This is a genomic window from Flavobacterium buctense (genome assembly GCF_014486695.1).
Classification (GTDB): Bacteria; Bacteroidota; Bacteroidia; order Flavobacteriales; family Flavobacteriaceae; genus Flavobacterium; species Flavobacterium buctense.
The window spans coordinates 16037-41161 of record NZ_JACTAB010000011.1 but is presented as its reverse complement, the minus strand read 5'-3'; the positions used below and the strand labels follow the sequence as shown (position 1 = coordinate 41161).

Sequence of the window (25125 nt, the reverse complement as noted above, 5' to 3'; positions counted from 1 at the left end):
TGTAAGTGTAGCCAATGCAGGTACACCAAGTTGTGTGAATCCGCAGACAAGTAGCGTTACTTTAACTACGGTTGAGCCACCGGTAGCCGGAACAAATACAAGTACAACAATTTGTATTTTAAATCCATCATTTGATTTATTTCCTTTGTTAGGTCCAACAGCACAATCTGGTGGGACATGGTTTCCGGCATTAGCCAGTGGAACCGGTATATTTAATCCCGCAGTTGATTCAGCTGGAACTTATACTTATTCCGTTACAGGAACAACACCATGTCCAACTTCCTCAGCTTCTGTTGAAGTAATTATTAATCCGGTTCCGGATGCAGGAATAGATGGAACTTTGGCTATTTGTTCAAATCAAAATTCAGTAGATTTATTTGCTTCTTTGACAGGAACACCACAACTTGGCGGAACATGGTCACCTTCTTTAGTGAGTGGTACAGGAATTTTTAATCCGGCTGTTGACACTTCAGGAGTTTATACTTATACGGTCACCGGTATTGCTCCTTGTATTGATGATACTGCAACCGTTAACGTAACTATAACACCCGGACCTGAAGCAGGAAATAACAATGCTGTTACCCTTTGTGTGAATAGTCCGATTCAAGATTTAGCCTTATTATTAGGTCCAAATTCACAACCTGGTGGAACATGGTCACCAACTATGGCAAGTGGAACAGGCGTTTTTAATCCGGCAGTTGATCCGCAAGGCGATTATACTTATAGTTTAACAGGAACACAACCTTGTGATAATGATTTTGCAGTAATAACAGTTACCGTGAATCCGGTTCCTAATGCAGGAAATAACAATTCGGTTACTTCATGTTCCAATGGTTCAACTCAAGATTTATTTTTATTGTTAGGTTCCAATGCCCAAGCAGGCGGAACATGGTCTCCGGTTCTAGCCAGTGGAACAGGATTTTTCAATCCCGTTGTTGATTTGGCAGGAACTTATACTTACAGTGTAGGTGGTGGGTTATGTGCTACAGATACCGCTGATGTGGTGGTTACTATTATTCAGGCAGCAAATTCAGGTGGAGTAGGTCAAACTTTAAATACCTGCGTTAGTACAACATCAGTAGATTTATTTACAGGATTGGACGGAACACAAGGAATAGGAACTTGGACTGATGATAATGCAACAGGTGCTTTAACTGGTAATATATTCAATCCATCAACAATAGGTGTGGGAACCTATAATTTTACTTATACCGTTTTTGGAACTTCGCCATGTGTTAATTCAAGCTCTACGGTAACCGTAATTGTTAATCCACAACCTAATGCAGGTACTTTTACCGGAATAGTTTCTTTATGTTCAAGTGTAGGTATTTTAGATTTAGCAACGTTACTAACGGGTCAGAATTCAGGTGGTATTTGGACAGATGGTAGTGCGCAAGTGGTAACTTCTCCAATTAACATCATCAATTTTACTCCAGGGACTTATAGCTATACTTATTCGGTTACCAATGCATGTACTACCGATACCGAAGTGGTTCAGTTTACCATTTTAGCCAATCCAATCATTTCTACCGTTAACATCACAATTTCTCCAGCTTGTTTAGGTTCGAATGTAATTGTGAATTTGAACGGAATGGTCGATGGAACTTATACCTTAAGTTACGATTTATCCGGTGCCAATACTTTGACAGGACAAACGGTAAATGTTACCATTGCTGCCGGAATTGGGAATTTTAGTATCCCAACTTCTTCACTTCCTAACATTGGGACAACTGTACTAACTTTTACGAATATTCAAAATACAGTTACCAATTGTTCAAGTAGTTTAACTAATGTAGCAACACAGATTCAAGTAAGACCATTATCCGATATTGATAGCGCAAATTTATCCGCAGCTAATGTGTGTTTCGGCAATAGTGTTGTAGTTAATATTGCCAATGCAGTAAACTTACCCGATGGTGTTTACCAATTCAATTATTCAATCCCAGGTGCAACGCCAACAACCGGTGTTACCGGAAATGTTACAGTTAGTGGAGGAATAGGTCAGTTTACTGTTCCGGCCTCGATTTTTACTGTCGCCGGAAATTATACTTTAACAATTATCGGAATCATAGCCACAACCGGTTGTACCAATGCGAATGAAAATGCAACAGTAAGTTTTACCATCAATCCAATTCCTAGTATAACAACCGCAACAATTACAGTTCAAGATACTTGTGCCAATTTTGCCAGTTTAGTTACGATTTCAGGAACAACAAATCTAACCGATGGAGATTATACCATCATCTATCAATTGAGCGGAGCCAATGCGGCATCGACTACTGTCACAGTAACATTCTCAGCCGGAACCGGATCATTCACCATTCCTGCGACAGATTTAATCAACAACGGTGTTACTACCTTAACTATTAGCCAATTAAATTCTGTTGCAACTAATTGTGGTGTAGGTGGAAATGTTGTTGATCCAATTGCTTTCAATGTAACCGAACTTGGAACACCGCAAATCATTCAAGACGGTAATCTTTTCTGTCAAGATGATAATCCAACGATTGAAACTTTGACTGCCAATTTGATTGGATTCCCAACCGTAATTTGGTACAATGCACCAACTGGTGGAACGGCTTATGCAACTACTGATTTGTTAGTTAATGGTGCAACTTATTATGCGGCTTTATTAGCAGCGAGTGGGTGTGAGGGTTCCATAAGATTAGAAGTAACTGTCGATACAACCGTTTGTGATGATATATTTATTCCGGATGGTTATTCGCCAAATAATGACGGCATCAACGATACTTTTGAAATTCCGAACCTGGCGTTATTGTATCCGAATTTCAAATTAGAAATCTATAACCGCTACGGAAATTTAATTTATACCGGAAACAGGAATGCTCCAAATTGGGACGGAACAACCACCGTTAGCGGATTGAATCTTGGAAGTAATTTATTGCCTGTTGGTGTTTATTTCTTCATATTGAATTTCAATGACGGAGCTAGAGAAACCATTCAAGGTAGAGTATATCTAAACAGATAAGGAAGATGAGTACAATTATGAAACATAGCCTCTTAAAATATCTTTCAGCGATACTTGTCGTAATGAGTACTACTGCTGCGCTAGCACAACAAGATCCTCAATTTACCCATTATATGTATAATATGAGTGTCATCAATCCGGCTTACGCAACTGAAAATAAAGATGTAATTAATATGGGTGGCATTTATCGTGCCCAATGGGTTGGTATCAAAGGTGCGCCAACAACGCAATCCTTTTTTGCCCACAAACCTTTGTCTAAGAATGTTGAGATGGGAATTTCAATCGTGCATGACGAAATCGGAGATGTAGTACAAGAGAGCAATATTTTTGCCGACTTCGCTTATGTATTGTCATTGTCAGAAAGAACAAGATTGTCCTTTGGATTAAAAGCCGGTGTAACCCTTTTTAGTGCCAATTTCAATGGATTTCAATACACCGACCCGGTTTTAGATCCGGCATTTCAGAATAACATCAACCAAACATTTCCCAATATCGGTGCCGGAACTTACTTGTTTGGTGATAACTATTATCTCGGATTGTCTGCTCCTAATTTGATGACCTCAAGACATTTAGAAACCAATAACGGTGTAGTGGGAAGCGGTGTTGAATCTGTCCATTTCTTTATGACCGGTGGCTATGTCTTTACTTTTAACGGAAATGATAATTTCAAATTGAAGCCGGCCTTTATGGCTAAAGGTGTTGAAGGCGCTCCGGTTTCCATAGATTTAACCACAAACGTTTTAATCAACAACCGATTCGAAGCCGGAGTAGGTTATCGGGTTGATGATTCGGTTAGCGGTTTGGTAGGTTTTTATGTTACACCAACACTAAGAATAGGTTATTCTTATGATTATACACTTTCGAATTTAAGAAGCTTTAACTCAGGTTCGCATGAAGTGTTTGTTTTGTTCGATCTAGATTTAGGCCGACTTTCGAAAAAAGGGTATGATAAATCACCAAGATTCTTTTAAAATGGATACGATGAAAAAAATCTTCTACATACTTTTTGTTTTTTGCAGTATCACCACTCTTTTTGCCCAAAAAAAAGTTAGTGTCAAGCAAGCCCATTCTTTGTTTGACAGAAAATCCTATGTCAAAGCTGCAGAAGCTTACGAGCAATGCGAACAATCACTAAAAGTGTTGCAAAATTTAGGCGATTGTTATTATTACAATTTCCAAATGAATAATGCGGTTCGCGCTTATGGACAGTTGTTTTTCACTTTTAAAGACAGTGTAAAGAAAGAAGTTTACTTCCGTTATGCTAATGCTTTAAAGGGCATCAAAGATTTCGATAAAGGGGATAAAATTATGTCTGAATATTTAGACTTTGACCAGAATACGCCAAAGTTTATGAAGAACGTAACTCGAAACACACCACACAGTTTCAAACTTGAAATGATGTCGAAAAACAAAACTAATGGTGATTTCGGAATTGCTTTCTTTGGCGAAAAAGTAACTTTTGCTTCGCTGAGAAATGCCGATGAAAAAGCTTATGGTTGGAACGACAGACCTTATTTAGATTTGTTTATGGCCTCCGTAAACGATAAAGGACAATTGGTTAAAGTAGAACCATTCCCGGACATCATCAACACCAAAAAACATGAAAGTAATGCCACTTTCAGTGCCGATGGTAAAACCATGTATTTCAACAGAACCGGTGACAAACAAGTAGAAGTAAACAACGAAAGAGTTGCCACGGTCAAAATTTATAAAGCGGAATATGTTGGAGACAAATGGACTAATGTTAAAATGTGTTCGTTTTCCAGCGATGAGTATTCTGTGCAACATCCCTTTTTAACCAAAGACGGAAAGAAGCTCTATTTCGCCAGCGATATGAAAGGGACAATTGGTTCGATGGATATTTTCGTAGTCGATATTTTGCAAGACGGTACTTTTAGTCAACCTAGAAATTTAGGAGAAACTATCAATACTATTCACCGCGAACAATTTCCTTTTCTTACTGAAGACGGAACACTTTATTTTGCTTCAGATGGTCATCAAGGCAATGGAAATCTCGATATTTTTATGAGTTTGAAATTAAGCGAAACGGAGATGGATAAACCCTTAAATTTAGGCTCAACCATCAATAGTGAAATGGACGATTTCAATTTTATTTTGGATGAAGCCAACGACAAAGGGTATTTTGCTTCTAACCGAACCGGTGATGACAACTTATACACATTCGTTCGCGAAGAAAATAAACTCCAATATTTAGTTGAAGGTGAAGTTCGCGATATGAAATCAACTGAACTTTTACCTGGTGCAACTGTGAAATTGTATAACGATAAAGGGGAATTACTCGAAGAGATTTTGGTTGGAAAAGATGGTGATTTTACGTTCAATACGGAGCCGAATAAGAAATACAAAATCATGGCTTTCAAAGATTTTTATATTCCGGCAGAAGCTGAATTTGATACCAGTCAAAAAGGGAAAGTGTACATTGATTTGCAAATGAAAGTTGAGTCCTATTATGATGCCGAAGATATCATCAACAAAAAAGAAGACGGAACAGTTTTAATCGAACTGGAAAATATTTATTTCGATTTAGACAAATGGAATATCAAACCGCAAGCAGCTCAAGTCTTAGATGTTTTGGTTGGTTTATTGAAGAAATACCCATACATGGAGATTCAAATCGGTTCACACACTGATACCAGAGCTTCCGAAATGTATAATTTGAGATTATCAAACCGAAGAGCGGCTTCGGCCTTAGAATATTTGGTACAAAACGGCATAGACAGAAAGCGCCTTAAATCGGTAGGTTATGGCGAAAGCAAACCGTTGATTATTTGTCCGAAAAACGATTGTACCGATAGCGAGCATGCTACCAACCGTAGGTGTACGTTTATGATTTTGAAATAAGTTAGTTGTTGAGTGTTGTTATAAATTGGATTTTTTGAACTCAGATGCATGCTTTCCCAAGCGTGCATTTGTTTTTTAGTCAAAGCGTAACTTTACATTAACATAAATATTCCGATGGGTTTCGGTTGTATTCCTTATTTTTGTTCTTCTATAATAAATTTCAATGAAAAAGATATTTTCTTTACTGTTATTAGTAATCTTAAACAACCTTTCGGCCCAAGAAAGACCAAAATTGGTTGTCGGCATAGTGATTGACCAAATGAAAATGGAATACTTATACCGTTTCCAAGGTGATTTCTCCGAAACCGGTTTTAAGCGATTGATGAATGATGGCTACACTTTTCACAATATGCATTACAACTTTATGCCAACGTATACAGCTCCGGGTCATGCCTCCATTTACACCGGAACAACACCGGCGATGCACGGAATCGTGAGCAACGAGTGGTTTCACCGAACTTTAAAAAAAGAAGTCTATTGTACAGACGATGAAAGTGTGACGACTTTGGTTCCCGGAACAGAGAAAGAAGGTAAAATGTCGCCTAAAAACCTTCAAGCGACAACCATTACCGACGAATTAAAACTGTCCACCAACTTCAAAGGAAAAGTTATCGGAATGAGCATCAAAGACAGAGGTGCTATTCTTCCGGCCGGACATTTTGCCGATTGGGCTTTTTGGTACACTAAAACAGGTGAATTTATCTCGAGTTCTTTTTATGGAAATACTTTGCCAAAATGGATGGATGACTTCAATAAAGAAAAACAATATTTACCGTATATCAATAGCGGTTGGTCTTTGTTAAAACCAATTGAAACCTACAACGAGAGTTTAACCGATGACAACAATTACGAAGGGAAGTTGTATAAAAAGGCTCCAATTTTCCCATACAATTTAAAAGAAATGTATGAAAGTAACGACGCCGGAGTTTTAAGAGTTACGCCATTCGGGAATGATGTTTTAGCCAATTTAGCCAAAAGAGCTATCGAAAAAGAAGCATTAGGTAAAGATGACATCACCGATTTTTTAGCGGTTAGTTTCTCTTCTACTGATTATATCGGACATACTTTTGGTCCGCGCTCCATAGAAATTCAGGATACTTATTTGCGTCTTGATTTGACCATAGCCGATTTTTTAAATTATTTGGATAAAACCGTAGGCAAAGGAAACTATTTGGTTTTTATGACCGCTGATCACGCTTGCTCCGAAAACCCAACGCACTTAAAAGATCACAAATACGAGGTAGACAATATTAGCAATAAAGAGGTTTCGAAGGATTTGGTAGCGTTTTCAGAACAAACTTTTGGGGCTAATTTATTGTTGAAATACGATAGCTATAATGTTCACTTCGATAAAGAATTAATCAAAACCAAAGGCCTGGATTTGGCCAAAGTAAAACAAAGTTTCAAAGATTTTTTATACACCAAAAGTTATGTAAAAAGAGTCTATGCCGAAGAAGATATACTCACTTCTACAAGCAATGATCAGTTGTTAGGTTTTGTTCAAAAAGGCTATGATCCAACGCAAAATGGAGATTTGTATTTTGTTTATAAACCGGGTTATATTGAGTATTCGGCTACCGGTGCTACTCATGGTTCACCTTACACTTATGATACTAATGTTCCCTTATTATTTTATGGCTGGAATATTAAAAAAGGCGAAACTCACGATAAAAAACTCATTACTCAAATCGCTCCCACATTGGCACAAAAATTAAAAATCACGTTGCCAAATGCTACGGATAGTGAAGTGCTTTTAGAAGTTTTGGATAAATAATTTAAGGCGTACTTTTTCCATATTTCATTGGGGCTACTTCCGGTTGTTTTCCATTGGTTAGCGTGACCACAAACAAATTGTCGAATTGGTTTTCGCTAATATTTATGTTAAAAGTATTGTTGCTGAGCACTTTTAAAAGCTCCGGAACGGTATTCGAATGTCCAACAATAACCACTGTCTTTCCACGATAGGTATCAAGTAGCTCATTGACCAACTCGGCATAAGGTTTATTCACCGGATATTCAGTAATGGCCATTTTTTTTTCAGTAGCCAATGGTGTAACCGTTTGTTTAGTGCGATTGAAAGGCGTAGCATAAATAGCCTCAACAGAAATTGGACTCAATGTTTTTCGCAGCTCCACTGCTCTTGTCAAGCCATCAGCACTAAGATTAGGGTCTTTAGTATTGTCTGCTTTTTCAGCATGGCGCAAAACGATGAAAGTTGTAGTTTGAGAAAAGGAAGCTAGGGAAAATAGTAAAATCAATGCTAAGCCAAAATTTTTCATAGTAGTTTATCCTTTAGGATTCTATTCAAAGATAAATCTTTTTATGAAATATAAGAGCGAATGTTGCGCAATCATTATCCATAAAAAAGCACCAATTAAGGTGCTTTAAATCTGAGAATCTGCGGGATATTATTATACTTCAACCATAATTTGATTCTGTAACAAATCTTCAAAAGTTTCTCTTTCTCTAATCAAATGACCTTTTCCGTCTTTCCACAAAACTTCGGCAGGTTTGAAACGCGAGTTGTAGTTAGAAGCCATCGAGAAACAATACGCTCCGGCATTTCGGAAACATAACGTATCACCTTCGTGGATTTCTGTAATTCTACGATTGCTGGCAAAAGTATCGGTTTCACAAATGTAGCCTACAACAGTATAGAAACGCTCTTTGCCTTTTGGATTCGAAATGTTTTCAATCGTATGTTGAGAACCGTAAAACATCGGACGAATCAAATGGTTGAATCCACTATCAATTCCCGCGAAAACAGTAGAAGTTGTTTGTTTGATAACGTTTACTTTAGCTAAAAAATATCCGGCTTCACTCACCAAGAATTTCCCGGGTTCGAAAGCCAAGGTCAATTCGCGACCGTATTCTTTTTCGAATGCCAAAAAGCGTTTGGTTAATTTTTTGCCCAATTCTTCAATGTTGGTTTCGATATCGCCTTTTTTATATGGTACTTTAAATCCGGAACCGAAATCCAAGAAATCTAAATTTTTAAATTGTTTGGCAGCATCGAATAAAATTTCGGCGGCATAAAGGAAAACTTCGATATCTAAAATATCGGAACCGGTATGCATGTGAATACCGTTGATGTGCATTTTAGTGTTTTCTACAATGCGTAAAATGTGCGGAATTTGATAAATAGAAATTCCGAATTTACTATCGATATGTCCAACGGAAATGTTCTCGTTTCCACCGGCCATTACGTGCGGATTGATACGAATACAAACCGGAACTTTCGGATGTTTAGTGCCAAAGTGTTCCAACACGGAAAGGTTGTCGATATTGATTTGCACACCCAATTTCGCCACTTCTTCGATTTCTTCAAAAGAAACGCCGTTGGGTGTAAAGATGATTTTGTCCGGAGTAAATCCGGCATGCAAACCCAATTGTACTTCCTGAATGGAAACGGTGTCCAGACCTGAACCCAAGTTCTTCAGTAGCTTCAGAATAGAAATGTTCGACAAGGCTTTCATCGCGTAGTTGATGCGAAGTTTCTCTACCTTGGCAAATGCATTGGTTAAACGATTGTACTGAAACTCAATTTTTTCAGCATCATACACATAAAGTGGATTCCCGAATTCACGGGCCAATTGTTCTAATTCTGTCGGTTGCATAATTGTAATTTAATTTAGCTGCAAAGCTAAGCCTCGAATGGCGCAATTCCAAAGAAAAAAATAGCAGAATTCGTCCTTTTTGAAAGCTATTCTACAAATTGAAGCCTAAATCCATCCGAAATAGATTGGTCAATAACTAATTCATTACCGCTAATGGAGAAACAACCCATTTCAATTCCGTCAATTTTGATAATCTCACCACAAGGGAATTCCGGGTTGTCAACGATTTGATAATTGTAGATGCCGGTTTCAAAAACATCCCATAGTGCTGTATTGTTATTATTGACTACAGTTACTGTTTGTGTAGTTGCATTAAAATCCCAAGTGATTAATCCGGGAGCAAAATCGTTGTCAATTCCGGCAAAAGTACCACTTACATTAATAAGTTTCCATTGTCCTTCTACAGTGTTTGAGTTGGTGCTTGAATCGTTACTGCAACTTGGCATTAAAACCAAAAGTAAGAGGGTTAAAGTTAGGATAGATTTCTTCATGTTTTTTTGATTTAAAACTTAGATACTTTAACTCAAAAACGGTTGCGTCATTTTTTGCAGTAAGTGGTTATTTTATAAATATACTAAATTGGTATACATTTCTTTTTGGTTTGATACTAATTAATTACTTTTGTGGCACATTTTGCTGAAATCTATTTCAGCACTTCACAAACTAACTATTTATTATGAACATACACGAATATCAAGGTAAGGAAATTTTAGCCAGTTACGGCGTTAGAATTCAACGTGGCATTGTAGCTAACAGTCCGGTAGAAGCAGTAGCAGCTGCAAAACAATTGACTGCTGAAACGGGAACCGGTTGGCACGTAATTAAAGCTCAAATTCACGCTGGAGGAAGAGGAAAAGGCGGCGGAGTGAAGTTGGCTAAGAACATACAACAAGTTGAAGAAATTGCAGAACAAATCATCGGGATGCAATTAATTACACCACAAACACCACCGGAAGGCAAAAAAGTACACAAAGTTTTAATCGCTGAGGATGTTTATTATCCTGGCGAAAGTGAAACTTCTGAGTTTTATATGTCGGTTTTATTAAACAGAGCCAAAGGGAGAAATATGATTATGTATTCTACTGAAGGTGGAATGGATATTGAAGAAGTGGCCGAACATACACCGCATTTAATCTTTACGGAAGAAATTGATCCGGCTGTTGGTTTGCAAGGTTTTCAAGCCAGAAGAATTGCTTTCAATTTAGGGCTTTCTGGAAATGCTTTCAAAGAAATGGTAAAATTTGTAGAAGCTTTATACAACGCTTACATCGGTTGTGATGCTTCTATGTTTGAAATCAATCCGGTTTTAAAAACTTCTGATAACAAAATTATGGCGGTGGATGCCAAAGTAAATATCGATGATAACGCTTTGTTCAGACAACCAAAATATGCTGACATGCGTGACATCCGTGAGGAGAATCCAATTGAAGTAGAAGCCAAAGAAGTAGGTTTGAACTACGTTGACCTAGACGGAACGGTTGGTTGTATGGTAAACGGAGCAGGTTTGGCTATGGCTACAATGGATTTAATTAAATATGCAGGTTTTGAACCGGCTAATTTCTTGGATGTTGGTGGAACAGCTGATGCCAAACGTGTGGAAACTGCCTTTAGAATTATCTTAAAAGATCCAAACGTAAAAGCGATTTTGATTAATATTTTTGGTGGAATTGTTCGTTGCGACAGAGTTGCGCAAGGTGTAGTAGATGCATATAAAAATATGGGTGATGCTATTAAAGTGCCAATCATTGTTCGTTTACAAGGAACCAACGCAGAAATTGCCAAAGAATTAATTGACAATTCAGGAATGCCTATTTTATCTGCAGTTCAATTCCAAGAAGCTGCTGACCAAGTAAAAGTTGCCTTATCTTAAAAATTTAATCCAAGGCATAGCTGAATTGAGTGAAGCTAAATTGAATATAGAATTACAAACCCGAGTTAAAGCTCGGGTTTTTTTATTATTTTCGGCTTTAATTTTCTCACCAAGCGAATTTATAAATGAATAGCAAGCTTTTTTTTACCCAAAGAATCAATCTGCTCATTATTTTGATTTCCTCGTTAATGATGGTTGTAGTGCTCAATTTGCCTTTTAAAGCAAAACCTTTTGGAGACATTACTTTTCATGAAGAAGCCAAAAATTTAGCTTTATGCCTCAAAGGCAATATCGGTTATGAAAAGGTGATGATTACCAAAGCACCCGGACCGGTTTTTTTCTACACGCCGGCTTATCTAGTGGCGCCTTCAGCTACTACTGACAATCAACTTTGGGTTTATGGTGTAGTGTTTACTTTTATCACCATTACCATCAGTTTGCTTCTGATTTTTAAAATTGGTTCCAATCTCTTCTCCAAAGAAGTTGGATTGCTGAGTGTCTTACTCTTCTTTATTTTTCCGATACATTGCTATTATTCTTTGGGAATACTGGCCGAAGTTCCGGCGTTTTTTTCGTTGACTTTGGCTCTGTACGGTTGGTCAAAAATTACTCAGGATGCCCATAAAAAAACAGGTTGGATAGTACTAACACTCGGGATATGGTTTTTGATATTGAACAGACCTAATACGATGTTATTGCTGATGATAGGGTTCGTTGTGATTGTGTATTCTTTCTTTAGAAAAAAGGAATTCTTCAAACTTTACGGGAAGAAATTGGCATTGGCTTTTACTTGTGTTGGATTCATGGGATTGGGAACACTTCAGTTGGCCAAAATGATAACAGGCGAAAAATCAGGCGATAATCAAGAAGGACTTTTGTACTATGTGGCTCACCAAGGCAGATTTCAATTTAGGGAAGAACCAACTGATTTTCGTTTTTGGGAAAGCGATATCCGATCGGACAGTAAAGATTATCAGAATTGGGGTAAAAGCGGGCAAGAATTAGAAAAAATAGCCAATGATACCCAACGTTCTTCAACAGAGGTTTACAAAGAATTTTTATTCAACGATATTCTTGAGCATCCTTTCTTGTTTGTCAGACAGTTTTTTGTCAAATGTTTTTATGGGCACATGTATTTCATCAATAGTGTAAAACCGGAGCAATTTCATCTCGGACCCATTCATGGGGTATTGGGATATTGGTTTGTTATTTTATTGATAAACTCCATTAATATCATCATCATTTTAGGAGCCACTTTGTTTTTGTGGAAGGAAAAAAACAGGGTCAATTACTGGCTTTTTTGGGGCGTAATTGTCGCATTATTAATCTTTCACGGATTAACTTATATGGAACCTCGATACATGTTTCCGGCACGCGTGGCTTTATATATAATGAGTGCAGTTGGTTTATACCGCATCAATTGGATTCAAAAGAAAGTCAACTTTATGTCAAAGTTTGTTTTCTTAGGTACTAAATAAGGGGTCAATTATTTTGCAAATTCTCATCCAAAACAGCCCAATGCTCATTTAATACCTTTCAACCAAATGGAAATGCTACTTTTGTTTTGAACATTATATAGATGTACGAATGAAGATAGAAAAATACTTTCCTTTATATTTTTTGTTGCTTTTTTCTATTGTGAGTTGGTCACAAAATCAAAAGATAGACAGCTTAGTTTTCGTTTTGAAAAAAACCAGAAACGATATTGATAAAGCACAATTATTCAATGCAATTGCCGATCAATACAAAACAAGAGATCCGAAGTTAATGTTGGATTATGCCCAAAGAGCCTATGATTTGGCGCAAAAAATTAACTACGAATTGGCTGAAGGTCATGCCTTATTAAATTTAGGGAATGCCAATATTATTAGCGGAAATTACCCAAAGTCATTACAGTATTTTACTGATGCCCAGCATCTTTTTGAGAATTTGGATGTTAAAAATGAGGTAGAGAAACAAAAAGGGTTGGCCAAAGCATTAGGCAGTATCGGTATCGTATTTTCGGAGCAAAGTAATTATGCCAAAGCGTTACAATATTATCTTAAAGCGGTTAAGATTTATGAGCAAATTAAAGAGGAAGAAAAGTGTGCCAAATTGTATAACAATATTGGTGTCGTTTACCAATCACAATCAGCTGATTTTAAAGCACTCGAATATTTCATTAAGACTCAAAAGATTCAAGAAAAACTCAAAGATGCCAACATTGGAATCACTTATACCAATATTGGAAACGGTTACTTAAAACAAAATAATTTACCCAAAGCTTTTGACTATTATACTAAAGCAAAAATGGCCTTAGAAAAGAACCCAAATCCAAGAGCATTGGGCGAATGGTACAATAATATAGGGTTGTATTACAAAACTGCCAAGCAAACGAATAAAGCCATCGAGCACTGGAATTCGGCTATTTCGACTTTTGAAATCATTGATGATAAATTCGGAGTAGGAGATAGTTATCTTCTGCTGGGTCAATTATTTTTGGAACAAAATAAACTTGATGAAGCTTCGCAAATGGCCGAGAAATCATTAGCATTAGCCAAAGAAATCAAAGTTTTAGAACAAGTAGTATTATCTGAAAAATTGCTCAGCGATATTTACCAAAAACAAAACAATTCAGCACTTGCGCTGCTGCATTTCAAGAACTATAGTCAGGCAAAAGACAGTTTGACTAATGAAGAAAATATCAGAAGAAGTGTTGAAGAAGAGATGAATTTTGATTTCGAAAAACGCGAAGCTATTCAGCAAAAAGAAATTGAAAAGAGAGATTTATTGCTTAAAGAAGAATCCAAAAGAAATACGTTACAACTCTTTTTTGCGGCCATTTTTGGATTGCTACTTTTCGGGATGGCGTTTTTAATTTACAATCGCATTCAGCTTAAAAAGAATCTCACTTTGCAAAAAGAATTAGCGGAATACGAACAAAAAGCCTTGCACTTGCAAATGAATCCCCATTTTGTATTCAATTGTTTGGGTTCTATATCGAGTTTTATTGTCCAAAACGGTACAGATTCGGCAATCAAATACTTATCTAAATTCTCCAAATTAATGCGATTGACACTCGAATATTCCAAAGAGTCATTAATCCCTATCGACAAGGAAATTGAAAGCTTACAAAACTATTTGGAACTCGAGCAACTGCGTTTCAACAACAAGTTTACGTTTTCTATTTACAAAAGTGAAGCCATTGAAGATGATATGGCGATTCCACCGTTACTGTTACAGCCTTTTGTTGAAAATGCTATCATACACGGTGTAATTCCAAAAAAAGAAATCGGCAGTATAGCGGTTCGTTTTGCCTTAGAAAAAGAAAGTTTGCTTTGTACCGTGGAAGATAATGGTGTTGGTTTCAACGAGTCAAAAGCGCAAAAACAGCATTCGGTTGTAGCCCACAAATCGATGGCATTGGATATAACCAAAAAACGTTTGGAAATGATTGAATCAACTACCAAACAAAAGACAGAGTTTACGATTGAAGAAGTCAAGAATAGTAACGGTGAAGCCATAGGAACGAAAGTAACTTTGCATTTGCCAATTCAATACATAAAATGATTACAGCCTTACTTATTGACGATGACAGCAATTTAAGAAACGGCATGAAAAGCTTGTTGGCTCGTTATGCACCTGAAATTCGCATCATTGGAGAAGCCGAAAGTGTCGAAACCGGTACGGCTTTGTTGTTGCAAAATCCACCGCAAGTATTGTTTTTAGACATTCATTTGGGCGATGGATCCGGTTTTGATTTATTGGAAGAAGTAAACAAAAAAGGGAAGTTGAATTCTCAAATTGTTTTCATTACAGCACATGAACAATATGCTATCAAAGCTTTTCGTTTTAGTGCGTTAGATTTCTTGCTCAAACCGGTTGATCCTGAGGAGCTAGAGAAAGTGATTGGAAAATTAAAGAACATTATTGATAAAAATGATAACGTTGCCCACATTGACTTGCTTTTGGAAAACATCCGAAAAAAAGTAGATAATTTTAAACGAATTGCTTTGTCAAATTCAGACGGAATTCATCTGTTTGAAGTGAGTGACATTATTAGATGCGAGAGCGAAGACAATTACACTAAGTTTTACATTAAGAACAGTAAACCGATATTGATTTCAAAGACATTAAAAGAATACGAAGAATTATTGACGGAGCACGGTTTCGAAAGAATTCACCAAAGTCATCTGATTAATTTGGTTTATCTGAAATCTTATATCAAAAAAGATGGGGGTTATGTAGTTATGGCAGACAATGCTCACTTGCCGATTTCACAGCGAAAAAAGGAGCGTTTGCAAGAATTATTGAAGATGTTATAGCAAATTCTAATTCAAATAAGGCACTTGCTCATTTACCAAAGATTAACCGAAAAACAGACAGTACTTTTATAAGGTCAAAATAAATCAATCATAACGAATACTCTATATTATGAAAAAATTATACTTTTTAATGTTCTTACTCTCCGGTTGGGCAAACGCTCAAATTGTAAATATTCCGGATGCGAATTTAAAAGCGCGATTGTTGGCAGCCAATCCAACCAACGAAATTGCCGAAGACAGTGCCGGAAATTACATCACCATAGATCAAAACAGCGATGGTGAGATTCAGGTTTCAGAAGCTTTGTTAGTGTATTCATTGAATAATTTGAATTACTCCAGTCAGTTCCCGATTTATGACATGACCGGAATTCAGAGTTTTCAAAACCTTACCCAATTGAATTGTGGTTTTGGAGCTTTGACGACTTTAGATGTTTCTAACATGACAAATTTAGCAATACTATCCTGCTATAACAGTAGTATGACAACCTTAAATGTTTCAGGTTGTACAGCTTTAACGCAAATAACATGTGAAAACAGTCAGTTGACGGCTTTAAATTTAAACGGATTATCAAGTTTAGAAAGAGTATATGCCAATAATAACCAAATCCAAACGGTTAATTTACAAGGCACAACAGCGCTTATCACCTTACAAATAGGGAATAATTTGCTTACAAGTTTAGATGTTACTCCATGTACTAGTTTAGTGTCACTTTATGCTACTTTAAATCAGCTTACTTCGATTAATTTGAGTGGATTAACTTTATTGGATGATGTGTATCTCAATTACAACGAATTGTCTTCTCTTGATGTGAGTACACTTATCGGTTTAAGGTATTTGCAATGTTCTTTCAATAATTTAACAACGCTAGATATTTCTAATTGTCACAGTTTTATTTCTTTAGCTTGTACCGATAACGATTTGGTTTCCTTGTTCTTAAAATTTGGAAATCCGGCAATGATTATCAATAATGGTTTTCCTTTAAGTAACAATCCTAATTTGCAATACGTTTGTGTGGATGATTACCGAATCACCGGTTTTTTACAATATTTCAATGATAACGGAATGCCGAATGTAGTGGTGAATTCTTATTGCTCATTCACACCAAGCGGCAATCACAATAGTATTTCCGGAACAGTTACTGTAGACAACAACAATAATGGCTGTGATGCTTCGGATGAAATTAATCCTTACATCCGATTAAACCTTACCAGTTTTAATGCCAATGGCGCCACGTTTACCAATGCTTTAGGACAATATGCATTTTATATGTTGTCAGGTAATTTTACTGTAAGTCCGAGTATCGAAAATCCCGCTTGGTTTACTGTATCGCCAAACAGCGCTAACTTTAATTTTGTAAATTTCAACAATAACAATATCACGCAAAATTTTTGTATAGCACCTAACGGAATTCATCCCGATTTAGAAATAGTGGTAGCGCCGGTAATTCCCGCTCGTCCGGGGTTTGAGGCCGTGTACAAAATTGTGTACCGCAATAAAGGAAACCAAACTTTGTCCCAAGCCTACGGAATCAACTTTTTCTACGATGATAATTTAATGGATTTAGTGTCGACCAGTGTGGTGCCTTCTTCAACAGTTACTGGTGGGCTTTCTTGGGATTACGCCAATTTAAGACCGTTTGACAGTCGAGAAATTCTGGTGACTTTCAGTATTAATGCGCCAACGGATACCAATCCGGTGAATATTGATGATATGTTGACGTTTACGGCTTCGATTTTGCCGCAATCCGGTGACGAAAATACTGCAGATAATTTGTTTGTTTGTAACGACTTGGTTTCAGGTTCTTATGATCCGAATGATATTACTTGTTTGGAAGGGAATGTGGTTGCGCCAAGTGAAATAGGTGATTATCTGCATTATAGAATTAGATTTGAAAATACCGGTACAGCTGAGGCCGAGAATATTGTGGTTCAAACAACAATTAATCCGGCAGATTTTAACATCAGTTCATTACAATTGTTGAATGCATCACATCCGGTGTATACCAGGATTAATGGTAGTGTTGTAGAATTTATTTTTCAGAATATTTTGTTGGAATCCGGAGGGCATGGTAACGTATTACTGAAAGTGCAATCGCTAAACACTTTACAACAAGGCGACATGGTTAACAAACAAGCCAATATTTATTTTGATTATAATTTTCCGGTTGCAACAAACGAAACAGAAACCGTTTTCCAATCTTTAAGCAATCCTGATTTTGAAAATGATTATTCTTTAACTATTTATCCTAATCCAAGCAGCGGATTAATAACTATTAAAGGAGATTTCAATATTAAATCAATTCAATTGTTTGATGCGCAAGGAAGATTGTTGCAGAGCAATGTAGCAAACAATATGGAAGCACAAATAGACCTATCCTCAAAATCTAATGGTGTCTATTTTATAAAAATCATTACCGATAAAGGCATGAAAGTTGAAAAATTAGTTAAGCAATAAATTTGGGTTGAATTAATTGTGGTAAAGGCACACCTTGGTGTGCCTTTTTTTGTTTGTATACTAATTTTGCAAAATTTATCAAATAATTAACGAAAACGTTGTTGTAATTCTTTTTTATTTCATTTCGAATTCCCTAATTTTGTTAAATTATTAATTTATTAAGATTTATTTCCAATTTATATCATGTCTAAAACAGCTATACTAGAATTTGATGGTAAGAAGTATGAGTTTCCTGTAATTGTAGGAAGCGAAAACGAAGCCGCCATTGATATTGAAAAACTTCGTGCATTAACAGGCGCTATAACCTTAGATCCGGGTTACAAAAACTCAGGTTCTTGTAAAAGTGATATCACTTTCCTGGATGGTGAAGAAGGAATTCTTCGTTACCGAGGTTATGCTATCGAAGATTTAGCAGAGAAAGCCGATTTTCTTGAGGTTTCTTATTTAGTGATTTTTGGTGAACTGCCTACCAAAGCACAATTACAGCAGTTTGAAAATGATATCCGAAAATATACATTAGTAAATGAAGAAATGAAAAACATCATCGATGGTTTTCCTAAAACAGCTCACCCTATGGGCGTTTTGTCTTCCTTAACTAGTGCGTTAACCGCATTCAATCCAAAAGTAGTTGATGTCGAAAACGAAAAAGAAATGTATGAAGCGGTATGCAAAACCATGGGTAAATTCTTGGTGATTGCTACTTGGACCTACAGAAAAATGATGGGTTATCCTTTAAACTATTACGACAATACTAAAGGATACGTTGAAAACTTCTTGCATTTAATGTTTGAATTGCCAACCGGACCATACAAAGTGAATCCTGTTGTGGTTGATGCCTTAGATAAGTTGTTTATACTTCATGCAGACCATGAGCAAAATTGTTCAACTTCTACGGTAAGAATCGTAGGATCTTCACATGCTGGTTTATTTGCTTCAATATCTGCAGGTGTTTCTGCACTTTGGGGACCATTACATGGTGGAGCTAATCAAGCCGTATTGGAAATGCTGGAAGCCATACAAAAAGATGGAGGTGATGCCGATAAATATCTGGCAAAAGCCAAAGACAAAGATGATCCGTTCCGTTTGATGGGATTCGGACACAGAGTTTACAAAAACTTTGATCCAAGAGCTAAAATCATCAAAAAAGCTGCCGATGAGGTATTAAATACTTTAGGGGTTGATGATCCTATTTTGGATATTGCCAAAAAATTAGAAGCTTCTGCTTTGGTTGACGATTATTTCGTGTCCAGAAAATTATATCCAAACGTTGATTTCTATTCCGGAATTATTTATCGTGCTTTAGGTATTCCAACAGAAATGTTTACTGTAATGTTCGCTATCGGACGTTTACCGGGATGGATTGCGCAGTGGAAAGAAATGCGTATCAATAAAGAACCAATAGGAAGACCAAGACAAGTTTATACTGGATATCCGTTAAGGGATTTTCAACCTATGGAAAAAAGATAAATTTAAAAATTACTATTTTTTACTAAAAACTCCTTGCGAAAGCTAGGGGTTTTTTTGTTTACAACAACTTCAAGTATAGCAAATTACAGTTAATTTTTTTCAAAATGAAATGGATTTATATTATGAGTTATTTCAACGGTATAGCATTATAAATATGTAAGAATATATAATTAATAATTATAAAAATTATGTATTTCATCGATTAAATATGTATTTTGTGGATTTTTCAAAAACATTAATATAAATTTGATTCAACTAAAATATGAGTAACTAAACTGTTTTGATGCCCAACCTACAAATCGCATCTAACCAGTTTCAAAAGAATGAGTATTTAAGCTAAACCTAAACAATCCTGATGTAACGAGTTTTTAAATGATTTTTTAATGCCCCAAATTTTTTAGTTATGAAAAAAAAATACTTTTTATTTACAACGTTAGCACTTTTAGCCTCAGTTTCTACAGCTATTGCTCAAACTGACAACACTTTTTCAGGAATAGGATCTGGTGTGAACAACACCGGCGATTTTAATACCGGTTTTGGTAAAGATGCACTACTCAATAACACTAGTAACAGTAATAATGCATTTGGCGTTAGAGCCTTGAGTGTTGCAAGCGCAGGTTTTAATAGCGCTTTTGGAAACGAGTCAATGCGATACAATACTTTTGGCACTTTAAATAGTGCTTTTGGCACAAGAAGTTTGATGTATAACGTTACCGGTGCCAGCAATATTGCTATTGGTCACCGAAGTATGGAAGCGAATACAACCGGTAGTAACAACACAGCTGTCGGATATGCAGCTTTGTTAACTGCAAACGGAAACAACAATATTGCTTTAGGTGTAAACACTCCAAGGCACTTACGAACCGGGAATTACAATATATTTATTGGAAGCCAAACCGGACAACATTTAATCAACGGTAATTATAATGTTTTCCTAGGAACTGTTTCATTAAATCCGGCTGCTTCAACCGCTAAATTAGCCGGAAATAACACTAACAATACAATGATTTTTGCTGATGGTGCCGGAAATCAAAGAATTTTTATCAATCAAAACGGACATACCGGTATCGGTTTAGGAAATAATGTAATACCTGCCAATAGATTGGATGTAAATGGAGGAGTTGTTATTGGAAGAAATTATGTTCCCAACGCAGCTACTACAAACGCAACAACAATCTTAGCACCTTCTAACGGATTATTGGTAGAAGGTAAAGTCGGAATTGGAAATAAAGTACCTAATAACAAATTAGAAATTACTCACGGGGTTCCAGGAAATTCCGGACTTCGATTTACTAATTTAACCAGCCAATTTAATCCCACAGCCTCGCAAACATCAACCAAATTCTTGACAGTAAATGCTAATGGAGATGTTGTTTTGCAAAGAATGGCAGGTCTAACAAATACTAATTTAATGTCATCTAACGCAAATTTGATGACAACTAATGTAAACAATATAACCGCTTCAGCTCCGATTGTAAATTCTATTTCGAATACTATTAATACCAACAATCAATTAATTACTACAGTAAATGGTGTGGCTAGTGCACCGGTGAATCTTCCACAACCAAACCAAATACAGACCCTTAACCAAGTGGGAAACACTATTACGCTTTCTAACGGTGGAGGTTCTTTTACGCTTCCGACTTTTGTGGATACCAATACAGATCAACAATCGTTAGCCTTAGCAGGAAATGTACTTTCCATTTCTAATGGAAACAGTGTAACACTTCCCGGTCAAGCTCCTCAAACTATTTCTCAATCAGGAAATACCATCACACTCTCAGATGGTGGTGGTTCCGTTACGATTCCTACTATGGTTGATACCGACCAACAAACACTGACTTTAAACGGTCAAGTACTGTCTATTTCTAATGGAAACAGTGTGGTTTTGCCTACTCATGGACCACAAACCATTACTCAAAATGGCGCTATAGTAACTTTATCTAATGGTGGTGGCTCAATTACGCTCCAATCCACTACAGTTACTGCAGGTAATAATGTAACTGTACTTGGTAACGGTTCTTCCGGTACACCTTATGTTGTAAGTGCTATTGACACCAGTCTTTACGCCGACAATGGAGCAATCAATCCTGCAACAACGATTAGTGGTAACAGAATTGTTGATATGAATAACAGCAACATTTGGTTCAATACCGCTAACAGTAATACCAACGGAAAAATGTATTTAGGTTCCACTTCAGTATATCCAAACACAACCGGAAATTACAGACTATTTGTGGAAGGCGGAATCATGACTGAAAAAGTGAAAGTTGCGCTAAGAAGTTCAGCCAATTGGGCCGATTATGTTTTTGCCGATGATTATAAATTAATGCCCTTAAAAGAGGTAGAGCAATTTGTTACAACTAACAAGCATCTGCCAGGCGTAGATTCAGCGGAAACTTTAGCCAAAAATGGTCTTGACGTGGCAGAAATGCAGTCTAAACAAATGGAGAAAATCGAAGAGTTGACCCTTTACATCATTGACCAAGACAAAAAATTGGAAGCGCAAAGCAAAGCTATAGAAAAAAACAACAAAGAAATTGAAGAGCTTAAAGCGCAATTACAAGCTATAATAGCCAAAACCAAATAGTATGTACAAGATAGTTAAAATAGTTTTATTGAGCTGTTTTGTATTCAATTCGGCTACGGTTTCGGCCCAGCTTGATCAATATCTGGCCGCTGAAAACCAAAGGATTTCTATTTCGCAACAAACCGAAATTGAAATTCAACGCTTTGTCAATGATAATTTTAAGAACTACAAATTATCTAAAGAGGTTACCGAAGAGGTTATAAAACACTTAAAAGAAGAAGAAGAATTTACCGAAGAAGAATTCCAGAAAGCTTTAATCAATACCAAAGTTTACGAGTTGAGAAAACTGTTCTTTTTGGAAAATCCGGGTAAGAGAGACGGTTATGTAGCCAAACCACCACCGCCAACTGCTATGCAAACTTGTACCAACGGTGATTTTGAAAGCAATACGGCAGGATATTCCTTTTGGTCAGACGCTTATCCGCAGCCGGCTACCGGAACAGGGTTTTTTCAATCTTGTTCAATGCCAACAACCGCAACAGCAACCAACTTGGTTACACCTGGCATCAATAACTTTGCTTCAACAATCACATTGATTGATAGCGGCAGTCCGGGTTACCAACAATTTGACCCAACGTTAGCCGGTTTAGGGGTAAACATACCCACGATTAATTCTAATGGCGGAAACAAATCTATTAAACTTAATAATTCTAACGGATTTGGCTCATCGGATGTGACAACCATGTCAAGGTATTTTCCGGTGATTAATCAGTCTACTATAGATTTTAATTTTTCCCTAATCATGGACAACAAACCTGCGCACGGTCAGCCTATTCAACCGTTCTTCAGAGTGAGGGTTTATGATCAATTCAATAATATAGTCGATGAAATTTGTATCATTGCCAATCCGGATAACTGTTTATTCAACACTTTAGTGATAGGAAGCAACAGAAGGGTTTTATACACTAATTGGATTTGTGCGCGTTTAAATGTGCAAGACATTTTAAACCAACCCGGAACTATCGAATTTACAGTGAGTGATTGCGAACCTTCTGCTCACTTTGGTACAGTTTACATTGATAATATTTGTGGATTTACTTGTGCTGTTCCTCAATTAGGAGCGTTAAGCACTGACCCAACCAATATCAATTGTCCGGATATGACCGGTACTACGCCGATACAAGTTTGTGGAACCTACCAACCACCGGTAAATGCTGTGGTCAATAGCATCTCACTAAATGTTCTTCAAAATAATATCGTGATTGGAACTATAGCCGTACCAACAACCTTAACCGCTACTACTTATTGTTTTAACGTTAACCCAAGTTTGTTTGGCGCCAACCCAACAGGTGATTTTGAGTTTCAGGTGAATGGTAGTTTCAATGTCAATTGTCCGGCCGGAACTTTTGTTTATGATATCTCTGATAATTCGGCTAATGTTGGCCCCGATTTAACTTTCGACAATTGTTGTGAACCAATATTAACCCTAACCTCGCCTGTAGATGATCTCAATAATTTGGCCGCAGTCAATTTAACCAAAAAAGAACGCTCCGATTGGATTAAAGCGGCTAATATAGTGTCAGTTGGTGATAATGCTATAGGTAATGGTGTAGTGTATCACGCCGCCAACTATGTAGAGTTAAATCCCGGATTTGAAGCTGTTTTAGGTTCTCAATTTGCAGCTTATCCCGAAGGTTGTACCACTAATTTTGTTTACAGAACACCAAGTGAAACTCATCCGGAAATAAGAACAATAGCGTCTTCGGATGATACTGTAATCAACTTGATTAAGTTGGCCAATGGTTTCGCAATTATTCCAAATCCTTCAAGCAGTACGATAGAAATTGTAATGAAAAATGCTCAATTCAATAAGGTGAATGTTACTTCTATAGACGGTAAAACAGTTTTAGAAAGAACTATAGAAATGACCGATAAAACCCAATTAGACGTTAGCAGATATGCTAATGGGGTTTATATCATCAACATAACTTCCGATGATGGGAGAATACACACGGAGAAATTAGTAAAGAATTAAATTTACTCCAAAATACTTATAAACAAAGCTTCTCCTAACCGAGAAGCTTTTTTATATTTGTCAAAAGCCAAAAGCTAATTTATGCTACAATTAAATGTAAAAAACGAAACGTCAAGACTACGAGCTGTTGTACTCGGTTCAGCCGTAAATAATGGTCCGACACCTACTGCTGAAGAAGCTTACGATCCAAAATCACTAGAACATATCATTGCCGGAACGTATCCCGTTGAAGCCGATATGGTCAAAGAAATGGAAGCGTTCAATCAAGTATTTCAGAAATACAATGTACAAGTTTTCCGTCCGAAAATGATCGAAAACTACAATCAGATTTTCACCCGAGATATCGGTTTTGTGATTGATGACATTTTTATCAAAGCCAATATTTTGCCCGATAGAGAACGAGAATTAGATGCCATTCAATACGTTATCGATCAAATTGACCCGAAAAAAGTAGTGCGTCCGCCCGAAGAAGTTCATATCGAAGGTGGCGATGTAATGCTTTGGAATGACTATGTTTTTATTGGAACTTACAAAGGTTCCGATTATAAAGATTACATCACCGCCCGAACTAATATGCAAGGCGTGAATTATATCAAGGAATTATTTCCACACAAAAAAGTAAAAGAATTCGATTTGGTCAAATCCAAGTTGGAAGCTCGTGATAATGCCCTACATTTAGACTGTTGTTTTCAACCCGTTGGCAAAAACAAAGGCATCATATACAAAAGCGGTTTCCGCGAAGAATCGGATTATGTTTTTTTGGTGAAATTATTCGGCAAAGAAAATTTATTTCACATAACTCGAGACGAAATGTACCACATGAATTCCAACGTGTTTTCTCTAGATGACAATGTAGTCGTTTCGGAAAAAAACTTTACCCGATTAAACCATTGGCTTCGAGATAACGGATTTATCGTTGAAGAAATACCATACGCAGAAATTGCCAAACAAGAAGGACTTTTACGTTGTTCGACCTTACCTTTAATAAGAGACTAA

The 25125-nt window shown here is 36.7% G+C and carries 16 protein-coding genes; 13 read left to right on the top strand and 3 right to left on the bottom strand.

Going from position 1 to position 25125, the window contains the following annotated elements; genetic code table 11:
- From ICG50_RS12540 to pafA, 4 genes are all read left to right on the top strand, one after another.
- A partial coding sequence (locus ICG50_RS12540) for a T9SS type B sorting domain-containing protein (protein WP_187661249.1) occupies positions 1-2989 on the top strand: 2989 nt, incomplete at its 5' end.
- A gap of 17 nt (positions 2990-3006) precedes the next feature.
- The gene (locus ICG50_RS12535; RefSeq protein ID WP_187661248.1) at positions 3007-3960 is read left to right on the top strand and encodes a PorP/SprF family type IX secretion system membrane protein; all 954 of its coding nucleotides are present in this window, start codon (positions 3007-3009) and stop codon (positions 3958-3960) included.
- A gap of 10 nt (positions 3961-3970) precedes the next feature.
- A complete protein-coding gene (locus tag ICG50_RS12530; RefSeq protein ID WP_187661247.1) occupies positions 3971-5851 on the top strand; it encodes an OmpA family protein in 1881 nt (626 codons plus the stop codon).
- 163 nt (positions 5852-6014) lie between these two features.
- Positions 6015-7625, top strand: a complete 1611-nt coding sequence (pafA, locus tag ICG50_RS12525) for an alkaline phosphatase PafA (protein ID WP_187661246.1) — start codon at positions 6015-6017, stop codon at positions 7623-7625.
- A 1-nt stretch (position 7626) separates the two neighbouring features.
- Here the strand turns inward: pafA and ICG50_RS12520 are convergent, their stop codons facing one another.
- From ICG50_RS12520 to ICG50_RS12510, 3 genes are all read right to left on the bottom strand, one after another.
- Entirely contained in the window at positions 7627-8130 is a 504-nt protein-coding gene (locus ICG50_RS12520; protein ID WP_187661245.1) for a SixA phosphatase family protein, read from the bottom strand.
- Between the two features lie 132 nt (positions 8131-8262).
- The gene (gene lysA / locus ICG50_RS12515) at positions 8263-9468 is read right to left on the bottom strand and encodes a diaminopimelate decarboxylase (protein ID WP_187661244.1); all 1206 of its coding nucleotides are present in this window, start codon (positions 9466-9468) and stop codon (positions 8263-8265) included.
- Between the two features lie 86 nt (positions 9469-9554).
- Positions 9555-9959, bottom strand: coding sequence for a hypothetical protein (locus tag ICG50_RS12510; protein WP_187661243.1), 405 nt, complete (start codon positions 9957-9959; stop codon positions 9555-9557).
- A 185-nt stretch (positions 9960-10144) separates the two neighbouring features.
- Between ICG50_RS12510 and sucC the strand changes: the two genes are divergently transcribed.
- From sucC to ICG50_RS12465, 9 genes are all read left to right on the top strand, one after another.
- The gene (sucC, locus tag ICG50_RS12505) at positions 10145-11338 is read left to right on the top strand and encodes an ADP-forming succinate--CoA ligase subunit beta (RefSeq protein WP_187661242.1); all 1194 of its coding nucleotides are present in this window, start codon (positions 10145-10147) and stop codon (positions 11336-11338) included.
- 125 nt (positions 11339-11463) lie between these two features.
- Positions 11464-12816 (top strand): glycosyltransferase family protein, encoded by a 1353-nt coding sequence (locus ICG50_RS12500; RefSeq protein ID WP_187661241.1) that lies wholly within the window; start codon positions 11464-11466, stop codon positions 12814-12816.
- A gap of 109 nt (positions 12817-12925) precedes the next feature.
- Positions 12926-14887, top strand: a complete 1962-nt coding sequence (locus ICG50_RS12495; protein WP_187661240.1) for a tetratricopeptide repeat-containing sensor histidine kinase — start codon at positions 12926-12928, stop codon at positions 14885-14887.
- Positions 14884-15642, top strand: a complete 759-nt coding sequence (locus ICG50_RS12490) for a LytR/AlgR family response regulator transcription factor (protein ID WP_187661239.1) — start codon at positions 14884-14886, stop codon at positions 15640-15642. The genes ICG50_RS12495 and ICG50_RS12490 overlap by 4 nt, the downstream gene beginning before the upstream one ends.
- A 109-nt stretch (positions 15643-15751) precedes the next feature.
- Positions 15752-18097 (top strand): DUF7619 domain-containing protein, encoded by a 2346-nt coding sequence (locus ICG50_RS12485; RefSeq protein ID WP_187661238.1) that lies wholly within the window; start codon positions 15752-15754, stop codon positions 18095-18097.
- A 183-nt stretch (positions 18098-18280) separates the two neighbouring features.
- A complete protein-coding gene (locus tag ICG50_RS12480; RefSeq protein WP_187661237.1) occupies positions 18281-19564 on the top strand; it encodes a citrate synthase in 1284 nt (427 codons plus the stop codon).
- Between the two features lie 403 nt (positions 19565-19967).
- Positions 19968-22154: a beta strand repeat-containing protein gene (locus ICG50_RS12475; protein ID WP_187661236.1), complete on the top strand. Its 2187-nt coding sequence runs from the start codon at positions 19968-19970 to the stop codon at positions 22152-22154.
- 1 nt (position 22155) lies between these two features.
- The gene (locus tag ICG50_RS12470; RefSeq protein ID WP_187661235.1) at positions 22156-24129 is read left to right on the top strand and encodes a 3-coathanger stack domain-containing protein; all 1974 of its coding nucleotides are present in this window, start codon (positions 22156-22158) and stop codon (positions 24127-24129) included.
- An 81-nt stretch (positions 24130-24210) separates the two neighbouring features.
- A complete protein-coding gene (locus tag ICG50_RS12465; RefSeq protein WP_187661234.1) occupies positions 24211-25125 on the top strand; it encodes a dimethylarginine dimethylaminohydrolase family protein in 915 nt (304 codons plus the stop codon).